At 69.1% G+C, this 20,725-nt stretch carries 17 protein-coding genes; 9 read left to right on the top strand and 8 right to left on the bottom strand.

What is annotated here, in order from left to right:
* Positions 1 to 10 precede the first annotated feature (10 nt).
* The 7 genes from OR37_RS04960 to OR37_RS04930 are packed head-to-tail and all read left to right on the top strand — an operon-like array spanning position 11 to position 8,491.
* Entirely contained in the window at positions 11 to 508 is a 498-nt protein-coding gene (locus OR37_RS04960; protein ID WP_004616519.1) for a chemotaxis protein CheW, read from the top strand.
* A 16-nt stretch (positions 509 to 524) separates the two neighbouring features.
* Entirely contained in the window at positions 525 to 2,348 is a 1,824-nt protein-coding gene (locus OR37_RS04955) for a methyl-accepting chemotaxis protein (protein ID WP_004616517.1), read from the top strand.
* Between the two features lies 1 nt (position 2,349).
* Complete coding sequence (locus OR37_RS04950) at positions 2,350 to 2,838, top strand: chemotaxis protein CheW (RefSeq protein ID WP_004616515.1); 489 nt, start codon at positions 2,350 to 2,352, stop codon at positions 2,836 to 2,838.
* 46 nt (positions 2,839 to 2,884) lie between these two features.
* Positions 2,885 to 3,751, top strand: a complete 867-nt coding sequence (locus OR37_RS04945) for a CheR family methyltransferase (protein WP_004616513.1) — start codon at positions 2,885 to 2,887, stop codon at positions 3,749 to 3,751.
* Positions 3,748 to 4,851: a protein-glutamate methylesterase/protein-glutamine glutaminase gene (locus tag OR37_RS04940; RefSeq protein WP_004616511.1), complete on the top strand. Its 1,104-nt coding sequence runs from the start codon at positions 3,748 to 3,750 to the stop codon at positions 4,849 to 4,851. Before OR37_RS04945 ends, OR37_RS04940 begins: the two co-directional genes overlap by 4 nt.
* Positions 4,852 to 6,750, top strand: coding sequence for a PAS domain-containing hybrid sensor histidine kinase/response regulator (locus tag OR37_RS04935; protein ID WP_004616510.1), 1,899 nt, complete (start codon positions 4,852 to 4,854; stop codon positions 6,748 to 6,750).
* Entirely contained in the window at positions 6,743 to 8,491 is a 1,749-nt protein-coding gene (locus OR37_RS04930; protein ID WP_004616509.1) for a methyl-accepting chemotaxis protein, read from the top strand. The genes OR37_RS04935 and OR37_RS04930 overlap by 8 nt, the downstream gene beginning before the upstream one ends.
* A gap of 60 nt (positions 8,492 to 8,551) precedes the next feature.
* Here OR37_RS04930 and OR37_RS21630 read toward each other — a convergent pair whose 3' ends face one another.
* The gene (locus tag OR37_RS21630; protein WP_004616507.1) at positions 8,552 to 8,770 is read right to left on the bottom strand and encodes a hypothetical protein; all 219 of its coding nucleotides are present in this window, start codon (positions 8,768 to 8,770) and stop codon (positions 8,552 to 8,554) included.
* On the bottom strand, positions 8,760 to 9,944 hold the full coding sequence (nhaA, locus tag OR37_RS04925) for a Na+/H+ antiporter NhaA (RefSeq protein WP_004616499.1): 1,185 nt from the start codon (positions 9,942 to 9,944) through the stop codon (positions 8,760 to 8,762). The genes OR37_RS21630 and nhaA overlap by 11 nt, the downstream gene beginning before the upstream one ends.
* A 333-nt stretch (positions 9,945 to 10,277) precedes the next feature.
* Here nhaA and OR37_RS04920 point away from each other — a divergent pair, with 333 nt between their 5' ends.
* Positions 10,278 to 12,233, top strand: a complete 1,956-nt coding sequence (locus OR37_RS04920) for a PAS domain-containing hybrid sensor histidine kinase/response regulator (RefSeq protein WP_004616496.1) — start codon at positions 10,278 to 10,280, stop codon at positions 12,231 to 12,233.
* 84 nt (positions 12,234 to 12,317) lie between these two features.
* On the opposite strand, the gene OR37_RS04915 is transcribed toward OR37_RS04920, so the two are convergent.
* The 4 genes from OR37_RS04915 to OR37_RS04900 form a co-directional block, all read right to left on the bottom strand.
* The gene (locus OR37_RS04915; RefSeq protein WP_004616494.1) at positions 12,318 to 12,821 is read right to left on the bottom strand and encodes a CarD family transcriptional regulator; all 504 of its coding nucleotides are present in this window, start codon (positions 12,819 to 12,821) and stop codon (positions 12,318 to 12,320) included.
* A gap of 353 nt (positions 12,822 to 13,174) precedes the next feature.
* Positions 13,175 to 13,516, bottom strand: coding sequence for a ferredoxin FdxA (gene fdxA / locus OR37_RS04910; protein WP_004616492.1), 342 nt, complete (start codon positions 13,514 to 13,516; stop codon positions 13,175 to 13,177).
* 147 nt (positions 13,517 to 13,663) lie between these two features.
* On the bottom strand, positions 13,664 to 13,957 hold the full coding sequence (locus tag OR37_RS04905) for an RNA-binding S4 domain-containing protein (RefSeq protein ID WP_004616489.1): 294 nt from the start codon (positions 13,955 to 13,957) through the stop codon (positions 13,664 to 13,666).
* Positions 13,954 to 16,500, bottom strand: coding sequence for a helicase-related protein (locus OR37_RS04900; protein ID WP_004616487.1), 2,547 nt, complete (start codon positions 16,498 to 16,500; stop codon positions 13,954 to 13,956). The genes OR37_RS04905 and OR37_RS04900 overlap by 4 nt, the downstream gene beginning before the upstream one ends.
* Positions 16,501 to 16,651: 151 nt before the next feature.
* On the opposite strand from OR37_RS04900, the gene OR37_RS04895 reads away from it, so the two are divergent.
* Positions 16,652 to 18,760 (top strand): hypothetical protein, encoded by a 2,109-nt coding sequence (locus OR37_RS04895; protein ID WP_004616476.1) that lies wholly within the window; start codon positions 16,652 to 16,654, stop codon positions 18,758 to 18,760.
* A 1-nt stretch (position 18,761) separates the two neighbouring features.
* Here OR37_RS04895 and OR37_RS04890 read toward each other — a convergent pair whose 3' ends face one another.
* A complete protein-coding gene (locus OR37_RS04890) occupies positions 18,762 to 18,980 on the bottom strand; it encodes a hypothetical protein (RefSeq protein WP_004616474.1) in 219 nt (72 codons plus the stop codon).
* A gap of 74 nt (positions 18,981 to 19,054) precedes the next feature.
* Positions 19,055 to 20,686, bottom strand: a complete 1,632-nt coding sequence (locus tag OR37_RS04885) for an amidohydrolase (RefSeq protein WP_004616472.1) — start codon at positions 20,684 to 20,686, stop codon at positions 19,055 to 19,057.
* Positions 20,687 to 20,725: the final 39 nt, after the last annotated feature.

Below are 20,725 nucleotides of genomic sequence, written 5' to 3'. Positions count from 1 at the left end.
GGAGACAGACATGATCGCCGACAACGCCAATGACCCCATCGAGGCCCTGACCTTCGACCTGCACGGCGAGACCTTCGCCCTGGAGGCTGGTCTGGTGCGCGAGGTGCTCGACCTGCTGCCCGAGACGGCCGTGCCCGGCGCGCCGCCGTTCGTCGGCGCCGTGATCAACTTCCGCGGTCGGGTCATCCCGCTGGTCGATCTGCGGGTGGCCTTCGAACTGGACGCCCCGCCGCCCACCATCGACAGCCGCATCGTCGTCATCGAGCACCCGCTGGACGGCGAGCCGACCCTGATCGGCCTGCGCGCCGACAAGGTGCACGAGGTTACCGCCATCGACCGCGCCGTCACCGAGGACGCGCCCCGCGTCGGCCTCAAGTGGCGCGCCGATTTCATCCGCTTTCTAGCCCGCCGGAACGGGGACGTCATCGTCATCCCCGATCTGGAGCAGATCTTCGCCGCGCGCGGCCAGACGGCCGTCGTCACACCTCTTCACCCTTCGCAATCCTGAGTCGGGGGACTCCCAAATGCGCTTCACGATCAAAGCCAAGCTGATAGCGACCTTCGCCGTGCTCATCGCGATGATGGGCCTCGTGGTGTTCATGGGCGTCTCGCGCATGAGCCAGCTCAACAGCGCAATCTCGGACGTCATTTCTGGTCCCGCCGCGCGTCTTTCCGGCGCGCAGGAGGTCGATGGCCATATCGGTCGGTTGCTGCGTTTCGAAAAGAACATGGCGCTGACTGATGATCAGGAGCTGAAGCGGAAGTTCGACGCGCAGTCGGTCGAGATGATCGCCAAGCTCGATCCGCTAATCCAGCAGCGTGTCGCCTCGGCCAGCACGCAGGGCAAGCCGATGTGGGACCGCGTGGCGCAGGCCTGGGGCGAGTACAAGGCCGTCAACGCCGAGGTCCGCGCTCTGGCGCTGGCCAATCGCAACGCGGAAGCGGGCGCGATGTCGATCAACAAGTCGCGCGCCATCGCCAACGGTCTGACCGAGGACGTCAACAAGATCGTCGACCTGAACAAGGCCGCGATGGCCCAGGCCGACAAGGACACCGACACGCTTTATGCGGCCGCCCGCACGACGTTGCTGATCACCGCTGTCGCCGCCCTGCTGGTCGCCGTCGCCGGCGCCTTCTGGATCTCGATGATCATCACCCAGGGCTTCAAGCAGATCACCGAGGCGCTGGACGCCGTGGCGATCGGCGATCTGAGCAAGGAAGTGACCGTCAAGGCCGACGACGAGATCAAGGACCTGGTCGCCACGGTCAATCGCATGACCGCCAACCTGCGAGACACCGCGGCCCTGGCCGACCAGGTGGCCGACGGCGACCTGACGGTCCAGCCGCAGCCGCTGTCGGACAAGGACACCCTGGGCCTGGCCCTGGAGCGCATGGTCGAGCGCCTGCGCGGCGTCGTCGCCGACGCCATCACCGCCTCGAACAACGTCTCGGCCGGCAGCCAGGAACTGTCGGCGGCCTCCGAGCAGATCAGCCAGGGCGCGACCGAGCAGGCCGCCTCGGCCGAAGAGGCTTCGGCCTCGATGGAAGAGATGGCCGCCAACATCAAGCAGAACGCCGACAACGCCGCCCAGACCGAGAAGATCGCCCGCCAGTCGTCGGCCGACGCCGAGGTCTCGGGCCAGGCGGTCTCGCAAGCGGTCGAAGCGATGCGGACCATCGCCGAGAAGATCACCATCGTTCAGGAGATCGCGCGTCAGACCGACCTGCTGGCCCTGAACGCGGCCGTCGAGGCCGCCCGGGCCGGCGAGCACGGCCGCGGCTTCGCGGTCGTCGCCTCCGAGGTGCGCAAGCTGGCCGAACGCAGCCAGACCGCCGCCGCCGAGATCAGCTCGGTCTCGTCCGACACGGTCAAGGCCGCCCAGTCGGCCGGCGAGATGCTGACCTCGCTGGTGCCCAACATCCGCAAGACCGCCGAGCTGGTCGCCGAGATCAGCGCCGCCTGCCGCGAACAGGATGTCGGCGCCAGCCAGATCAACGAAGCCCTGCAGCAGCTGGACAAGGTGACCCAGCAGAACGCCGACGCGTCCGACAAGATGTCGGCGACCTCGGAAGAACTGGCCGCCCAGGCCGAGGAGCTGCAGGCCTCGATCGCCTACTTCCGGATCGAGGACGGCGGTTCGAGCCGCAGGGCCGCGCCGGTCCGCCCGGCCGCGCGCAAGCCGGCCAAGGCCCCGGTCGCCAAGGCGAGCGGCGGCAAGGCCCCGGCCGCGCGCAAGCCCGCCGCCAACGCGGTGCAGCAGCAACAGAGCCGAGCCCGCGGCTTCGCGCTCGACCTGGCCAGCGGTGGTCCGGACGAGGACGACCGCGACTTCCGGGAGTATGCCTGAGATGTCTCGCCCGGCTTCCGAACAGCAGTTCGTAACCCTGAGCCTGGGCGATGAGGTCTTCGCCATTCCGGTGGCCTACGTCCGCGAAATCCTCGAATTCCGCGCGCCGTTCGCCATCCCGGAAGGCCCGGCCTTCATGCTGGGACTGACCGATGTGCGGGGCCAGGGTGTTCCCACCCTGGACCTGCGGCGAAAGCTGGGTCTGGCGCCGGTGGCGCCGGGCCCCAGCACCCGGATCCTGGTCCTGGACGTGCCGCTGGGCGATCGGGTTCTGTCGCTGGGCCTGGTGGCCGATCGGGTGATCGAGGTGATCACCGTGTCGACCGACCAGGTCGAGCCGGCCCCCGACATCGGCGTGCCCTGGCGTTCCGACTACATCCAGGGCGTCGTTCGCCGCGAGGCGAGCGGAAACTCAGGCTTCGTCGTCCTGTTCGAAATGACCCGCCTGCTCACCGCCCAGGATGCTGAAACGATCCGTCAAGCGGCTTGAGGCTAACTATCCACCTTGTCGCCAGAATGGCGATCGGAGTCCCGACTTGTCGAACCTCGCCGTCCAGACCGCGCCGGAGTCCGGAACCTCGACCGAGGCCCTGAGCCTCCGCAACTTCAATCGGTTGGGGCAGTTTATCCACGACTACAGCGGCATCCGGATGCCGCCCAGCAAACGCACGATGCTGGAAGGCCGCCTGCGCCGGTGCATGCGCGAAAGCGGCCACGTCTCGATCAACGACTACTGCGCCTATCTCTTCGACGGCGGCGGCCTGGATCGCGAGCGGGTGCGCCTGCTCGACGCGGTCACGACCAACAAGACCGACTTCTTTCGCGAGCCTCAGCACTTCGAATTCCTCACCGAGGTCGGGTTGCCCGCCATCGCCAAGCGTCGCGGCGGCAAGGTCAAGATCTGGAGCGCGGCCTGCTCGATCGGCGCCGAGGCCTACACCACGGCCATGGTGATCGAGGAGTTCGGCCGCCAGTCCAAGCGCCTGGACTACTCGATCCTGGGCACCGACCTTTCCACCCAGGTGCTCAGCCAGGCGGTGGCCGGCCGCTATTCCGAACAGATGATCGCGCCGGTGCCGCGCGACCTGCGGGCCCGCTACCTGATGAGGTCGCGCGATCCCAAGCGCGGCGAGGTCCGCATTGTCCCGGCGCTGCGCGCCCGGCTGTCGGTGGCCCGCATGAACCTGATGGACGAGCAGTATCCCGTCGACAACGACTTCGACGTGATCTTTCTGCGCAACGTCCTGATCTATTTCGACAAGCCGACCCAGGCCAAGGTGCTCAAGAACCTCTGCGAGCACCTCGCGCCGGGCGGCTATCTGATCCTGGGGCATTCGGAGTCGATCGTCGGCGTCGATCTGCCCGTGCGGCCCGCCGCCCATACGGTGTTCCAACGGCCATGAATCCCAAGATCCGCGTTCTGATCGTCGACGACTCCGCGGTGGTTCGCCAGACCCTGACCGCGGTTCTGGAGAGCGATCCCGAGATCGAGGTGATGGGCTCGGCCTCCGACCCCTTCGTCGCCGCCAAGCGCATCGCCGAGGAAGTGCCCGACGTCATCACCCTGGACGTCGAGATGCCCCGCATGGACGGCGTCACCTTCCTGCGCCGCCTGATGGCTCAGCATCCGGTGCCGGTGGTGATGTGCTCGTCCCTGGTCGAGGGCGGCTCCGAGACCCTGCATCAGGCCCTCGAGGCCGGGGCGGTCGACGTGATCCTCAAGCCGCGTGTCGGCGTGGCCGAGCACCTGGCCGAGGCGCGCATCCTGATCTGCGACACGGTCAAGGCCGCGGCCAAGGCCAAGCGCCTCGGCCGCTTCGACCGGACGCCGCGCGCCGCGATGATGACGGCGCAGCGCCGGGCCGGGCCCGAGAAGAAGCTGACCGCCGACGCCATGCTGCCGCCGCCGACCAGCCGGGCCATGGCCAAGACGACCGAGATGATCGTCTGCATCGGCGCCTCCACCGGCGGCACCGAGGCCCTGCGCGAGGTGCTGGAGGTTCTGCCGGCCGCCGCGCCGGGCATCGTCGTCGTGCAGCACATGCCCGAGCGCTTCACCACGTCGTTCGCCAAGCGGTTGGACAGCCTCTGCGCCATGGAGGTCAAGGAGGCCCAGGACGGCGACGCCGTGCTGCGCGGCCGCGTCCTGATCGCGCCCGGCAACTTCCACACCATGATCGAGCGCAGCGGGGCCCGCTATCACGTCTCGGTCAAGGAAGGGCCGCTGGTCTCGCGCCATCGTCCGTCCGTGGACGTTCTTTTCCGCTCGGCCGCGCGCAATGTCGGCCCCAACGCCGTGGGCGTGATCATGACCGGCATGGGCGACGACGGCGCGCGCGGTCTGGAGGAGATGAAGAGCGCGGGGGCCTTCACCGTCGCGCAGGACGAGGCGACCTCCGTCGTCTTCGGGATGCCCAAGGAAGCGATCGCCCGGGGCTGCGTCGATCGCGTGCTGCCGCTGCAGCGCATCGCGGCCGAGATCCTAAGGGCCACGGAGCGGTAGATGGGGCGGGGCTGCTCGGACATCGACGGCTCGGGCGGCGCTTCGTCGTTTCGCCAATGGGTGCTGACCCTGGACGGACGGGTCGAGGTCATGAACGCGGCCGCGCGCGTCTACGCCGAGCGACTGGGTCCCCGCGACGCCCTTCACCCGCTGATCGAGATCTGGCCCGAGGCCAGCCGCTTTTCGCTGGAACGCGCCCTCCGCACGGCCGCCGCCGGTCAGATCGCCAGTTTCCGCACGTTCGACGCCGGCGAGGGCGGTTCGCGCACCTATTGGGAGACGCTGGTGTCCCCCGTGCCCGACGCGAACGGCGACCCCGTCTCCCTGATGGCCGTGTCGCGGGACGTCACCGAAGAGGTCGAGGGCGCGGCGCTGCTGGAGGCCGTGGTGCAGTCCCTGCCGTCGCCCCTGATCGTCCACGCCAGCGATACGGGCCGTTACGTCCTGTGGAATCGCGCCGCCGAGGCGGCTTTCGGCGTCGAGGCCGAGTTGGCGATCGGACAGGACCGCCGGGTCCTGTTCGGCGACACCATGGGCGCGTTCCTCGATCAGACCGAACCTTCCACCCTGAAGATTGGCGAGACGCGGACCATCCCGGGCGTGCGCGCCTCCGAGGCCCGGGGCGGCGGGATCTACGACTTCAAGGTGCTGGCGACCTTCGACGACATGGGCGCCCGCCACGTCATCAGCCTGGGCGAGGACGTTCGGGAGCATCGCCGGCAGGCCGAGGCCCTGGGCGCGGCGCTGCGCGAGGCCAAGAACGCGAGCGAGGCCAAGAGCATCTTCCTCGCCAATATGAGCCACGAGGTCCGCACGCCCCTGAACGGGATCGTCGCGTCGGCCCATATGCTGGCGCGGGGCGATCTGCCGTCTGGCGCGCGTGAGCTGGTCGACATCATCCGCGACTCCAGCGCTCAGCTGGAACGGCTGCTGGGCGACGTCCTGGACCTGACCAATATCGAGGCGGGACGGGTCGCCATCGACGAAAAGCCGTTCCATCTGGGCGAGCTTCTGCGCGGGGTCGAGGAGTCCTCGCGCCTGACGCTGGGCGACGCGCCGGTGACGTTCTCGATGACCGTCTCGCCGGACCTGGCGACGAGCGTGGTCGGCGACAGCGCGCGTCTTCGGCAGGTGCTGGTCAACCTGATCAGCAACGCCACCAAGTTCACCGAGCGAGGCTCGGTTTCGGTGTCGGCCTGCCGCGACGTCGGCGGCTGGGCGCGGTTCACCGTCTCGGACACCGGCATCGGCTTCGATCCCGCGGACAAGGAGCGGATCTTCGAGCGCTTCCAGCAGGCGGACGTGTCGATCACCCGCCGGTTCGGCGGCTCGGGCCTGGGGCTGTCGATCGCACGCGAGCTCGTCGCCCTGATGGGCGGATTCCTGGATTGCGAGAGTCAGCCGGGCGAAGGCGCGCGGTTCTGGTTCTGCCTGCCGCTGCCGGCTCACGAGGCGAGCGCGCTCGAAACGACTGAGGCCGACGCGCTGGAAGGCGAGCGGGCGGTCCGCATCCTGCTGGCCGACGATCATCCGACCAACCGCCGCGTGGTCGAGCTGATGCTGGCCGACGCCGCCGAGCTGGTCTGTGTCGAGAACGGCCGCGAGGCGGTTCGCGCCTTCAGCGACGCCCCCGTCGACGTCGTGCTGATGGACGTTCAGATGCCGGTGATGGATGGCCTTTCGGCGGTTCGAGAGATCCGCCGCCTGGAACGGGAGCGCGGCGACGCCCGCGCGCCGATCATCATGCTGACCGCCAACGCCGGCGAGGAGCACGCCGCCGCCAGTCGCGCGGTCGGCGCCGACCTGCACCTCGAAAAGCCGATCACGGCGACAATCCTGTTCACGGCGCTCAACCAGGTGCTGACCCACGCTCAGCGAGGCGAAACCGGCCATGGCTAATCCGCAGAGAACCATCCTCGCCGCTGACGGCGCCGAGCGGTCCGAGGGCCTGATCGTCGCCCAGCGCCTGGGCGCGACGGCCAAGGCCATCGAGGGCCAGTTCCTGAAGACCGGCGATGTGCTGGCCGGCGCGGTCGATGGCGTCGGCGAGCTGATCAACGCGCTGGACAAGCTGGCCAAGGCCATGGACCAGTCGATGGTCGACGCCACGACCCGCGACCTTGGCGTCGCCGCCGCCGGTCTGCGCGTCCTGCCCGAAGGCCTGGCGGGCCGTTCGGTGGCGCTGGAGCGCCTGGAAACGCTGAGCCGCGAGCTGTCGGCGCATATCGGCGACATGCACCAGAATCTGGCCTATCTGCGGGTGGTGTCGCTGTACATCAAGATCGCGGCCGGCGGGGTCGAGGGCGATAACGGCGACTTCGCTCTGTTCGCCCAGGAGATCGCCGATTGCCTGGTGGTGGGCCGCGATCACCTGGAGTCGTTCGACGCCGACCTGCGCCTTCTGGACCATGATCTGCGCTCGGCCCTGATCTACGAAGCCAATCTTCGGACCCACTGCGCCGAACTGGCCGCCGACGCGCCGGACGCCATCGAGGCGAACGCGCGCCAGCTGGCGACCCAGCGCGTGCGGGTGGCCGGGGTGGCCGCCGATGTCGCGGCCCTGGCCCGCGAGGTCCGCAAGAAGGTGGGCGGCGTGCTGGTCGCCCTGCAGATTGGCGACATCACCCGCCAGCGCGCCGAGCACGTTCAGTTCGGCCTGGAGCTTCTGGAGGGGCTCGAGGGCGACCTCGTGGGCGAGCGTCGCGAGCGGGTCCGCGCCGCGATGCTGGCCCTGCTGCGCGCCCAGCTGTCGGCGACCATCGACGACTTCCGCGGCGAGATGGCCCAGATCGAGCGCAACATGGTCGGCATCGCCGCCGACACGCGCGAGATCATGAAACTGCAGGACCTGGCCTATGGCCGTGTCGGCCGCGACGAGGGCGGCGACTTCCTGGCCCGCATCGAGGCCCATGTCGGCAAGGCCCTGACCCTGGTCGAGGAGATGGCGGCCGCCGACCAGGCGGCGCTGGAGGTCGGCCAGTCGGTGGTCGCGGCGGCCGCGCGGCTGTCCGAGCGCATCGACGGCATTCTCCGGATGCAGGCCAATGTCCACCAGATGGCTTTGAACGCCACCCTGCGCTGCGCGCGCATCGGCGAGGCCGGCAAGCCGATCACCGTCATCGCCGTCGAGCTTCGCGGCCACGCCGCCAAGCTTGAGGAGTCGGCCGACCGCACCCTGGCCGGGGTCGAGAGCCTGATGAGCGGCGCGGCCCAGGTCGGCGGCGAGGGCGCGACCGGGACGGCCGCGATCTCGGACGTGTTGCAGACCGCCCTGTCGCGGATCCGCCAGGCGGGCGGCGCGGCCGACGCCGACATCGTCGACCTGGCCCGGCAGGGCGGGGCGGTGGTCGAGGCGATGAACCAGGCCTCGGCCCGCATGGACTGCCGGCGCGAGATCGGCCAGGCCCTGGACGAGGCCGCCGCGGCCCTGGACGCCCTGCCGTCGGCGCCGTTCGATCCGTCCATGGAGGCGGACGAAGCGCTGCGGGCTTGTCTCAAGGTCCTCTACGCTCGCTACAGCATGGCCCAGGAACGCGACGTGCACCGTGCGGTGCTCGGCGACCTGGACGCGGAGCCTGACACGCCCGCCGAGGTTCAGGCGCCCGCCGCCGAACCGGATCTCGACGACGTCCTTTTCTGAGAGCGCGGTCCGCGCGTCAGTCCTTCTAGTTCAAGTGATTCCATTTGAAGCGGACAGACTCTAGCGCTCCGTTTCGGCGATCCACTTGAAGGCCAGGATGCCCGCGCAGGCCACGACACCGACCAGGGCGGTGGTCGCCAGGGCGTGCTGGGCGCACCAAGGCACGCGAGTCGTCAGGGCGCGGACGATCACCACATAGGCGGCCGCCACCAGGATCCATGAGGTCGATTTTCCCCCCATCGGGAACGGCGGCGGCGGAGGCTGACGGTCAATCGGCATGGGCTTTGGCGGTCCGCAGGATGAGCAGGCCCAGCAGGGCCGAGATCAGCGAGCCGGCCAGGACGCCGATCTTGGTCTCTTCGATCAGCCGCGCGTCGCTGAAGGCCAGGGCGCCGATGAAAAGGCTCATGGTGAAGCCGACGCCGCACAGCACCGCGACGCCATAGAGCTGGACCAGGCTGGCGCCGCGCGGCGGGCGCGCCAGGCCCGACTTGATCAGCGCCAGGGAGACGCCGAACACGCCGCACTGCTTGCCGAGGAACAGGCCCAGGGCCACGCCCAGCGGCGCGGGGTCCAGCAGGGCCGAAAAGCCGACAGCGGCGAAGGACAGGCCAGCGTTGGCGAAGCCGAACAGGGGCGTGATGACGAAGGCCACCGGCTTGTGCAGGGCGTGTTCCAGCCGCTCCAGCGGCGGGTGTTCGCCGCCGCGCTGCGGAATGGTCAGGGCCAGGGCGACGCCGGCCAGGGTGGCGTGGATTCCGGACTTCAGCACCAGGAACCACAAGACCACGCCCAGGAGCAGGTAGGGCCAGAGCCGGGCCACCTTGAAGCGGTTCAGGGCGATCAAGGCCAGCAGCACGGCGCCGGCTCCGGCCAGATAGGCCAGATGCAGCTGGGCGGTGTAGAAGAGGGCGATGATCACGATGGCCGCCAGGTCGTCCATGATGGCGATGGCGGTCAGGAACACCTTCAGCGAGGCGGGGACGCGCGAGCCCAGCAAGGCCAGGACGCCCAGCGCGAAGGCGATGTCGGTGGCCGAGGGGATCGCCCATCCGCCCAGGCTGTCCGGCCGGCCCCGGTTGAGGGCCAGATAGATCAGGGCGGGCAGGGCCACGCCGCCGAGGGCCGCCGCGCCGGGCAGCAACACGGCGGACGGACGCGACAGCTGGCCGTCCAGGACCTCGCGCTTGATCTCCAGGCCCACCAGCAGGAAGAACAGCGCCATCAGGCCGTCGTTGATCCAGTGCAGGACGGTCTCTCGCAGGTGCACGGGCCCCAGTACGAAGCCAAGGTGTGTGTCCAGCGTCCGGAAATAGGCCGGCGCCAGCGGTGAGTTCGCGATCGCCAGGGCCAGGGCGGCGGCGGCCATCAGGACGTAGCCGCCCGAGGCCTCCTGCCTCAGGAACCCGACCAGGGCGCGCCGCGCGCGTCGGCTGACCGCTCGCAAGGCCATGTCAGGACTCTCGCCCGCCGAATCCACGTCGCGCCGTCATGCTGTCCCTCGCTTGCTCATGGGTGGGCTCCAGTTCGGACGGCTCCGACAAGGGCGGCGTCGCCCGCTATTCGAGACGCGCCAGACGCGGCGCCGGGGCCTTCGGCCATTCCGGTCGGATCTTGGGACTTGTTTAGCCCGGTTCGCGGGAGGGCGGCAATCAAAGTCGTCCTCCGGCGAGTCTCTTCGGGTGCTGCCATGTATTTGCGGATCAAGATCAGGAGTGGCGCGACCTATTGTCGCTAGATTGAAGTATAGTCAGGTCGTTTGGAGATATCGGATATTGATCTGGCTATGCCGGACCAAAATCTGAAAGACATGGACGCCTTAAGGTCGAGTGAGGCCTTTTTCCGTCTTCTGGCCGAGCGCGCCGGGGACGTCATCAGTCGTCACCGCTTCGCCGATCGCGGCGACACCTATCTTTCGCCGGCGGTGGAGCGGCTGCTGGGCTGGACGGCGGCCGAGGTCATCGAGTCCGGCTTCAAGGCCTTCTACCATCCCGACGATCGCCAGGCGGTCAGCGCCGCCGTCGCGGCGATGTTGTCCGGGCCTCCGGAGCTCAGCGTGCAGTACCGAGGCCGCGCCAAGGACGGCCGCTACGTCTGGCTGGAGAGCCATCTGCGCCTCGTGCGCGACGAGGCCGGCGAGCCGCTGGAGGTGGTGGCGGTGACGCGCGACATCGACGCGCGGCTGCGCCTGGAGGAAGAGGCGCGCCAGGCCCGAGAGGCGGCGCGCGAGACCGAGTCGCGTTTCCAGAGTCTGGCGACGACGACGCGCGACATCGTGATCGAGGTCGATCGCCGGGGCCGTATCCTCTTCGTCAGCGCCGCCGTCGAGCCCGTCCTCGGCTACGCCCCGAGCGAGCTGCTGGGCCGGAAGGCGGCGCATCTGACGCATCCGGAGGATCTGCCCGGCCTGGTCGGCGGCTTCGGACGCGGGCTGCGGGACCGCGCGGCCGCGCCCGAGGTCCTGGAGGCCCGCGCCCTGCACAAGGACGGACGGTGGATCTGGCTGCAGGGCCGCCCTGTCATCGACCGCGAGGCGGGCCGCATCCATGGGGTGGTGCGCGACATCACCGACTACAAGCAGTCTCAGGACCGATTGGCCGCCGAGCGCGATCGGGCGGAGAAGGCCTTGGAGGCGCGGTCCGCCTTCCTGGCCAATATGAGCCACGAACTGCGCACGCCCCTGACCGCCGTCATCGGCTTCGCGGCCCTGGTCGAGGGCGTCGCCGGCCTGCCGGACGAGGCGCGGGACTATGTCGCGCGCATCTCGACGGCCGGGAAGTCGCTGCTGTCGGTGATCAACGACGTCCTGGAGCTGTCCAAGCTGGAGACCGGCCAGGTCGAGACCCACCTGGCGCCGTGCGCGCTGGCGCCCCTGATCGACGATACGGTCAAGATGTTCGCCCTGCACGCGGCCGAGAAGAGTCTCGACCTGCGCATCCGCATGATCGAGGCCCCGCCCAGGGTGCTGATGATCGACCCCGACCGGGTGCGGCAGGTCCTGATCAACCTGATCGGCAACGCCATCCGCTATACCGACGTCGGCTCGGTGACGGTCGAGGTCATCTGGCGGGCCGAGCTGGCCGAGCTTTTCGTCGCGGTGAAGGACACCGGCATCGGCATCGATCCGGAGGGGCAGGCGCACCTGTTCAAGCGGTTCTCGCAGGTCGAGGCGTCTCGCTCGCGATCGCGCGGCGGCGCGGGCCTGGGCCTGGTCATCAGCAAGGGACTGGTGGAAGCCATGGGCGGCCGCATCGGGGCCAGCAGCCGTCCGGGCGAGGGCAGCAGCTTCTGGTTCGCGATCCCCGCCCAGGCGCCGCTGCGCGAAGAACAGTCCGATGGCGAGGCCGCGCCGGTGTTCGAACCGGTTCGGGCCGGCGGGCGGATCCTGGTGGTCGACGACAATGCTCTCAATCGCGAGATGACCCGGGCGATCCTGGGGGTCTTCGACGCCGAGGTGGCCGAGGCCCGCGACGGACGCGAGGCCGTGGACGCGGCGATGGTCCAGCCGTTCGACCTGATCCTGATGGACATCCGCATGCCGGTCATGGATGGCCTGGAGGCCGCGCGCGCGATCCGGGATCGCGTGGGGCCCAACCAGGGCGCGCCGATCCTGGCCTTCTCGGCGGATATGGACTTCCAGCTGTCTGAAGCCTTCGACGGTCTGGTCCGCAAGCCCGTCACGGCCGCTCAGCTGATCCAGGCGGTGGCCGGCGCCGCGCGCGCCGCGCGGACGGCCGCGTGACGGATCGCGCCGATTCCGCGACCCCAAAAACAAAAACGCCCCCCGCGAGGCGGAGGGCGTCTTGGTTTCTTCGACTGGCCGGTTTTAGGCGGCCTTGACCAGCGACTTGGTCAGGATGCCGATGGCGGCCTCGCGGTCGATGCGCTCGATGGCGGCCACTTCGCGCGCCATGCGATCGAGGGCCGATTCATACAGCTGGCGCTCCGAGTAGGATTGCTCCGGCTGGTTCTCGGCGCGGTGCAGGTCGCGGACGACCTCGGCGATCGAGATCAGGTCGCCCGAATTGATCTTGGCTTCGTATTCCTGGGCGCGGCGCGACCACATGGTGCGCTTCACGCGGGCGCGGCCCTTCAGGGTGGTCAGGGCCTGGGAGACGGTGCCGCCCTCGGCCAGCGGGCGCAGGCCCGCCGTCTTGGCCTTCTTGGTCGGAACGCGCAGGGTCATCTTCTCGTGGTCAAAGGTGATGACATAAACTTCGAGCGACATGCCGGCCACTTCCTGGGTCTCGATCGCCTGGATGGTGCCCACGCCGTGCGCGGGATAAACGACGTGATCGTCGACCGAGAATTCCAGACCAGTCTTGCTCATGTTCGTCCTCATCAATACGGACCTGCCAGGTCCGAACGCCGCGTTCCATTGCCAAACCAAAAGCGACAGCGCCCCGCTCCGCGAAAGGGATTGCGCGGGGCCAAGCCTGTCAGGATTTGGAATAGATCTCTAAGACACCCTTCGCCTTCGATCGGGCGAGCCGGCTGAAATTGGCTTCTCGAACCGGCTTCTTCGACAAGACGGACCGTCGCGAAAAACCGCAACCGTCACGTCGTCGGAGACATTAGCATAAAATTCAGCGCGATGAAAGGGTTGCGGCCCGACGTGCGCGAGGGCGCCGCCAAGCTTTCGCGCGTTGGCGGCGGGTTACGCTTGAGAAATCGAGTGTGGGATCAGGAACCCTTGCCCGGCTTTTCGCTGAAGTACTTCTCGAACTTGCCGGTCTCGCGCTCGAAATCGGCGCGGTCGGCGGGGGGCTCGCCCTTGACCGTGATGTTCGGCCAGACCTTGGCGTACTCGGCGTTGATCCGCAGCCACTTGCCGTCGGCCTCGTCCTCGGTGTCCGGCTTGATGGCGTCGATCGGGCACTCGGGCTCGCAGACCCCGCAGTCGATGCATTCGTCGGGATTGATGACGAGGAAGTTCTCGCCCTCGTAGAAGCAGTCGACCGGACAAACCTCCACGCAGTCCATGAACTTGCAGCGAACGCAGGCGTCGGTGACGATATAGGTCATCGAAAACTCGGATGAGGGCGGACGGATCAGGGCGCGGGCGTTTTCGAAGCCCAAGGCCCGCTTGTCAATGCGGCATGGCCGCTTAGGGGCGCAGGAATTCTCAAGGCGCGGACAGACCCGGTCGCTTCGGCGGCGGCCATCCGACGCTCAAGCCTCCACGGCCTCGTAGAGTCCGCGCGCCTCGCTGGCGGGGCCGCGCCGTTCGCCGCAATCGAGTATCCGGATCGCCACCAGGCGGCCCGCCAGGCCGAACACCAGCACGTCCCCGGGCTTCACCGTTCGCGAGGGCTTGTCGATCCGGCTCTCGGCCCCGGCCCGGGTCAGGCGGATGCGGCCCTCGTCCACGAACTTGGCGGCCAGGGAGCGGGTCTTGAAGAACCGGGCCCGCCACAGCCAGACATCGGCGCGGGCGGCGTCGGGGGAGGGCGCTGTCTCGGTCAAGAGGCGGCCTTCCGGGCGGCCGGCTTGCGGCGGCGGGGCTTCTTCCGGCGCGGCGGCGGTTCGGTCAGCTTGGCCAGGGCGGCGAACGGCGAGTCGGGCCGCGCCTTGACCGGCTTGTCCTCCAGCCGGGCCGCGCCGCGACGCTTCCAGACGATCGGCTGGTCGGGCTTGGCGCGAATGGCGGGGGTGTAGTCGAGGGCGCGCAGCACCGCGGACGCCTGCTTGGCCGTCCAGCCCAGCGTCTCCAGCGCGGCCTCCGTCAGGACCACGCCGCCCGGCTGCTGGTTGGCGCGCAGCAGGCCGTCGAGGGTTTCCAACGCCTCGACCGGGATCGTGAAGCCGGCCACGGCCCGCAGGCCGCTGGCCGACAGCTCGCGTTCGGACGGCGCGGGCGAGGGCAGGGGCTCCAAGGTGGTCAAGGCCCCGCGCCAGCCGGTCGGGTTCAAGGCCCGCGCGCAGGCGATGGCCTCGGCCTTGATCGCGCCGGGGCAGTAGAGGCTGAAGGCCCCGATCCGAACGCCCAGGCTCTTGAGCGTGCGGCGCTCGCCCTGGCTCAGCGCCTTCAGCTCGGGATCCACCGGCCGCTTGTCCAGCACCCCGCCGGCCTCGAGCAGGCGGTGGGCGATGCCGCGCGGCAGGCCGCGAAGGGCGCCGCCGGCCAGGGCCCGCTCCAGGCCGCGCAATGGCGCCAGGCGCCGGTCGACCTCGCCGGCCAGGAAGGCGTCCAGCCGCCGCTCGGCCCGCTCGCGCACGGCGGCGGGGCCCAGCTCGCCCAACAGGCGGGCGCGGGGCGAGAGCAGGGGCTGGTCGCGGCGCACGGTTCCCGCGATCTCGCCGCGCCACAGGATCGCGCCGTCCGGCGTCAGGGCGAAGGCGTCGTCGGCCTCGCTGGCCAGCACGCCGAGGCGGCGGGCGATCTCGGGGCCGACCGCGCGCTGGGCGGCGTTGCGCAGCGCCTTCTCCTCCAGCGGCGAGGCGCCCTTGGCTGGGGTGAAGGCCACGCCCGACAGGTGACCGACCACGTGGCCCTCGACCGTCACCTCGCCGTCCTGGCCGACGCCGGCATAGAGCGTCTCGCGCTCGCCCAGCTGTTTCAGCAGCACGCTGGTGCGGCGGTCGATGAACCGCGCCATCAGCTTCTCGTGCAGGGTGTCGCTGATCCGGTCCTCGAGCTGGCGGGTCAGGCCCTGCCAGTGGGCGGGGTTGGCCACCCAGTCGGGGCGGTTGGCGATGTAGCTGAGCGTGCGCACCCCCGAGAGGCGGGCGGCCAGGCTGTCGATCTCGCCGTCCACGCGGTCCAGCGCCTTGAACTGGCTGTTGACCCAGTCCTCGGGCAGGCGCTTGCGGCCGGTGGTCAGGTCGTCGAACAGGGTGCGCGCCATGCGCTGGTGGTCGTCGTCGGTGGTCTTGCGGAAGTCCGGCGTCTGGCAGACGTCCCACAGCCGGATCAGGGCCGAGCGGTCGGCCTTGCAGCGCTTGATCACGTCCTCCTGCTGGGCCAGCGCCCGCAGGGTGCGCTCGTCCAGCGCCTCGTCGGACAGCTTTAGCCCGCCGCGCTGGGGCGTCTCGGCCAGCGAGCGCAGCAGGCCGGGCAGCGAGCCGAAGTCCAGCCGCCCGTTGCGCCACTCGGCGGCGGTGATCGGCTCGAACGTGTGGCTCTCGACGGCGGCGACCAGGTCTTCGTCGATCTCCTCGCAGTCGCCGGTCACCCCAAACGAGCCGTCACGGGTGTAGCGACCCGCCCGGCCGGCGATCTGGCCGACCTCCTGCGGATAGAGCCAGCGGGTGCGCTTGCCGTCGAACTTGCGCAGGCCCGCGAAAGCCACGTGGTCGACGTCCATGTTCAGGCCCATGCCGATGGCGTCGGTGGCCACCAGGAAGTCGACCTCGCCGGACTGATACAGAGCCACCTGGGCGTTGCGTGTGCGGGGGCTCAAGCTCCCCATCACCACGGCCGCGCCGCCGCGCTGCCGGCGGATCAACTCGGCGATCGCGTAGACCGCGTCGGTGGAGAACGCGACGATCGCCGTGCGCCGGGGCAGACGGGTCAGCTTCTTGGAGCCGGCGTAGGACAGGTTGCTGAACCGCTCGCGCCCGATGATCTCGGCGTCCGGCAGCAGGCGGCGCACCAGTGGCGCCATGGTCCCCGCGCCCAGGAACATGGTCTCGAACTTGCCGCGCGCGTGCAGCAGGCGGTGGGTGAAGATGTGACCGCGCTCGGGATCGGCGCACAGCTGGATCTCGTCGACGGCCAGGAACTCGACCTCGCGGGCCAGCGGCATGGCCTCGACCGTGCAGACGAAATAGGCCGCCCGCGCCGGGACGATCTTCTCCTCGCCGGTGATCAGCGCCACCGACGCCTTGCCGCGCAGTTTGACGATGCGGTCGTAGATCTCGCGCGCCAAGAGGCGCAGCGGCAGGCCGATCATGCCGGAGGCATGGGCCAGCATCCGCTCGACGGCCAGGTGCGTCTTGCCGGTATTGGTCGGCCCCAGGACCGCCGTCAGCTTCGAGGGGGCCAGGCCGGTCGAACGGTCGCTCATGACCCCAAGGTGGGACGGGAATCGAACGGGGGCAAGCGGGGGCGCGCCTGACCTTCCAGCGTGTGACGCCCTTCTGAGAAGAGGTATGGATAAGCGCCTCGCTCTCAGGTAGCAGGGCTGTCGATTTCCTAGGGGCGGTTGGGGGCGGTCGGTGAAGCGTCAGGTGTATTGGCAGTCGGGACTGGTTCTCGCGGCGATCATGCTGTTCCAAATCGTGATGGGGTTGCCGTTGCTGTCCGCCAACGACCCCTACTGGATCGAACCAAGGGGCGACATGGCGACGATGATGGCGGGTCACTACGCCATCATTGATCATCCTTGGCGCTTTCCGCCGGTCGAAACCACGGCCTTGCGCGGCGAGGCCTTGCCAACCTCGATCGTCTACACGGACAGCTTGCCCTGGGTGACGATCCTGACGAAGGCGCTTGGTCTGGGGCGCATCGTCAATCCCTTGGCCCTCTTTCTGTTGATTTCGTACATCGCCCAGCCGTTGGCGATGGTCGCGCTATTGCGGGCGTGCGGCGTAAAGCGGACCTCGTCCTTGGTGCTTGGAGCGTTGATCGCGCTTTTCTATCCGGCTTGGTTCGTTCGCCAATTCGGCCACATCGCGCTGGCTGGCCACTGGCTGCTGATCCTGAGCCTGGCTTGGAGCGTCCAAGTCGCGCGCTTTGGTCTTTCCCGGCGACGGATTCTGGAGATCACCGTCCTGGGCGTCGCGACGCTCGGCATTCACCCCTATCATGTGGTCCCGTTCGCTGCTTGCCTCGGCTCGGGCCTGCTCTCCGAACTATTGCAGAAACGGGACCAGGCGCCGAGATCGGTCCTGCTGACGATCGTGTCTGTCGGCCTGGCCATGGGGCTATCGGCCTGGGTGCTGGGTTACGGCGCGAATGGCGGCCAGTCAGGCGGCGGCGCGGCCATGGGCGCGTACTCGATGAACGTTCTGGGGCCCTTTTTGCCGCAAGCATCGGCGGCCTTCGGTCAGATCTGGGACGGACGTTGGTTCACCGGCACGCTCGACGCCAACGGCGCGCAGACCTTCGAAGGTTACGCCTATCTGGGCGCTGGCCTGTTGCTGCTGGCGTTCGCGGCCGCTGCGCGGGCGGTTTGGGGAATGGCGCGAGGCGGCGTCGGTCGGCACAAGATGGCCTGGTCGCGCTTTTGCCCTCTGCTGATCGCGTTGGTCATCCTGACCCTATGGGCCATTGGTCCGCGTCCGTATCTTGGCATGAAACTGCTGTTCGATCTCCCTCGGCCGACCGGCAAGCTGGGGGACCTGATTGGTCTGTTCCGGGCGCACGGGCGATTCTTTTGGATCGTTGGCTACGCGATTTTGGCGCTGGCCATCACCAGGATCGACAAGCTGGAGTCCGCACGCCTCCGCGGAGGGCTGCTGGCGCTGGCGGCTCTTCTGCAGGTCTTCGACATGACCCAGATGATCCGAGGCGTACGCACGACCTACAAGCCGGTAGCCCCGCTGTACGACGCGGTCGTTCGCACCGACCCGGCCTTCGAGCACCGACCCTGGCGGTTCCAGCCTCTGGTCGAGTGCGTCGGCGCCGACGATGGCTGGGTTATCGTTCAGCTGTCCGGCCAGGCATTGCGCCGCCACGGCGTTTCCAACTCTGGTCCCAGCGCGCGCGCCTTCAATGTAAGCTGTGAGATCGACGCGGCGGCCACCGTGAACGCCGGCCCTGGTGATCGGACCATCACGGCGGTCATCGGCGATCGAAGCAAGCAGACGACGCTCTTCGACAGGTTCAAGGAGCGCTCGGACTGCTATGCGTTCACACGCGGCCTGCTGTGCGGTCGCGATCTCGCCCAGACCGGTCTTGAACCTTACATTCCGCTGTCGAGCGAGGCGATCGCCGCCGCGCCGATTATCCGGACGGCTGCGGTGCGCCCCGCGGCCCTCGGCGACGGATGGGCGCCGCCCGAACCTCACGGAACCTGGACCAGCGCCAAGACCGCCTGGCTGACCGTGGATAACGTCACACCAGACTTTGTCCTGTTGATAAATTTGGTCAGCGTGGCCCCCACGGGTCCGCAGCGGGTCGAGTTCTTCGTGGACGGCCGGCTCATGAGTCGCGCCCGCGTCACGACGCCAGGACTTCTTACAGCGAGGATCAGCAGCGGCCACGAACGGGGGCCGACCCGGATCGAGATCCGCCTGCCCGACGCGGCCTTCCCGAGCCCTGTCGATCCGCGTCGGCTTGGCATTGGCGTCGACGAAATCCGCGTGGTTCCGCTCCGCCGTTAGGCTACATCGGCGTCGCCGTCCGGAACGCTCGCTCGAACTGGGCGAGGTCGTCGGGCTCGATGTCCGAGACGGCCCGGAACTCCAGCCCGCCGGCGCGCCAGCCGCGCAGGGCGTAACCGGACTGGCTGGCGTTCGCAGCGAGCAGGGGCGTGGCTCCCGCCGGCCGGATGAACAGGTTGATCGCGTGCAGGCGGCGACGCCCGTCACGGGATTTGCTCATGGATCTCTCTCTCTCTCCGGTGTTGTCACGGATAGAGACCGACGAGCGGCCCGGTTTATTCCCGCTTGCTCACGCTACTTCCTAAACACCACCTTCCCATCCACCACGGTCAGCATCGCCTTCGCCGTCAGGATGTCCTTGGGTTCGACGGTCATCAGGTCGCGATCGAAGGCGGTCACGTCGGCCTTCTTGCCGGCTTCCAGCGTGCCCAGCTCGTGTTCGCGGAACACCGCGTAGGCTGGGGCCCAGGTCAGCATCCGCAGGGCCTGGGCGCGGCTGACGGCCTCTTCCAGATGCCAGTCGGCGTTGGCGAAGCCGTCCAGGCCGTGACGATAGACGGCGGCGTAGAACTCGATGCGCGGGTCGCCGACCTCGACCGGGGCGTCCGAGCCGGCGGCGACCACCACGCCCGCGTCCAGGAAGTCCTTCCAGCGATAGCCCTCGTGCAGGCGGGCCTGGCCCAGGCGCGCGGGGGCGAAATAGAGGTCGCCGATCGCGTGGCTGGGCTGCATCGAGGCGATGACGCCCAGCTTGGCGAAGCGCGGCACGTCGGCGTCGGCGACGATCTGGGCGTGCTCGATCCGCCAGCGGGCCTTGGCGTCGCCGGCCAGCGCCGTCTCGAACCAGTCCAGCGCCATGCGGTTGCCGCGGTCGCCGATGGCGTGCATGGCCACCTGGGCCCCGACCGCCTTGGCCCGCTTCATCAGCGCCTCGCCGGTGTCGCGCGGCGTCAGCTGCAGGCCCAGCCCCTCGGCGTCGCTATAGGGCTCCAGCAGCGCCGCCCCGCGCGAGCCCAGGGCGCCGTCCATATAGAGCTTGATCCCGCGCGTGCGGATCAGGCCGGTCGCGTCGGCCTCCGGCCCCTTGGCCAGCACCTCGGCCGCGCCGCTGGGATCCATGTAGTTATCGACCCGCAGCTGGAAACGCCCCTTGGCCGCTTCGTCGCGCAGCAGGGCCAGGTCGGGCGCCGTCACGCTCATATTGTCCAGGCCTGTCCAGCCGCGCGAGGCGTAGAGCGCGCCGGCCGCGTCCAGGGCCTTGCGGATCGTCGCCTCGCCCGGCGGCGGGATGACGGCCTGGACCAGGCCCTGGGCGTGGTCGATCAACATGCCGTCCGGCTGGCCGTCGGCGCCCTTCAGGATCTTGCCGCCCTCGGGATCGGGCGTCGCCGCCGTGACCCCGGCCTTGGCGAGGGCCGCGCTGGAGGCGACGCTGGCGTGGCCGTCCGAGCGGCCCAGCACCACGATGCGCCCCGGCGCGGCGGCGTCCAGGTCGGCCCTGTTCGGGAAGCGCTTCTCGGGCCAGTGGGTCTCGATCCAGCCGCGACCGTAGATCGGGCCGTCGGGATGGGCGGCGGCGTAGGCTTTCACCGTGGCGACCAGGTCGGCGACCGAGGCGGTCTTGTCCAGGTTCAGGGTCAGCTCGCGCAGGCCGATCCCGGTCAGGTGCGCGTGGGCGTCGACAAAGCCCGGATAGGCCGCCGCGCCCTTCAGGTCGAGGTCGCGGACGCCCTTGGCCGCCTTGGCCCGCGCGGTCTTCAGGTCGCCGACGAACAGGATCCGGTCGTCGCGGATCAGCACGGCCTGCGCGGTCGGGGCGGCCTCGACGCCGGTGTGGATCAGGCCGCCATGGATCAGCAGATCCCCGGCGCGCGCGGTGGTCATTGACGTGGCGGCCAGCAGGGCCGCGAGCAGGATCCGACGCAAGACAAGGCCCCCAACATGGCAAGATCCGGAAATCGTTAG

Origin of the sequence: Caulobacter vibrioides OR37, from assembly GCF_000372645.1 — a bacterium.
In the GTDB taxonomy this organism is placed as follows: Bacteria; Pseudomonadota; Alphaproteobacteria; order Caulobacterales; family Caulobacteraceae; genus Caulobacter; species Caulobacter vibrioides_E.
This window is presented reverse-complemented; position numbering and strand designations above follow the sequence as displayed.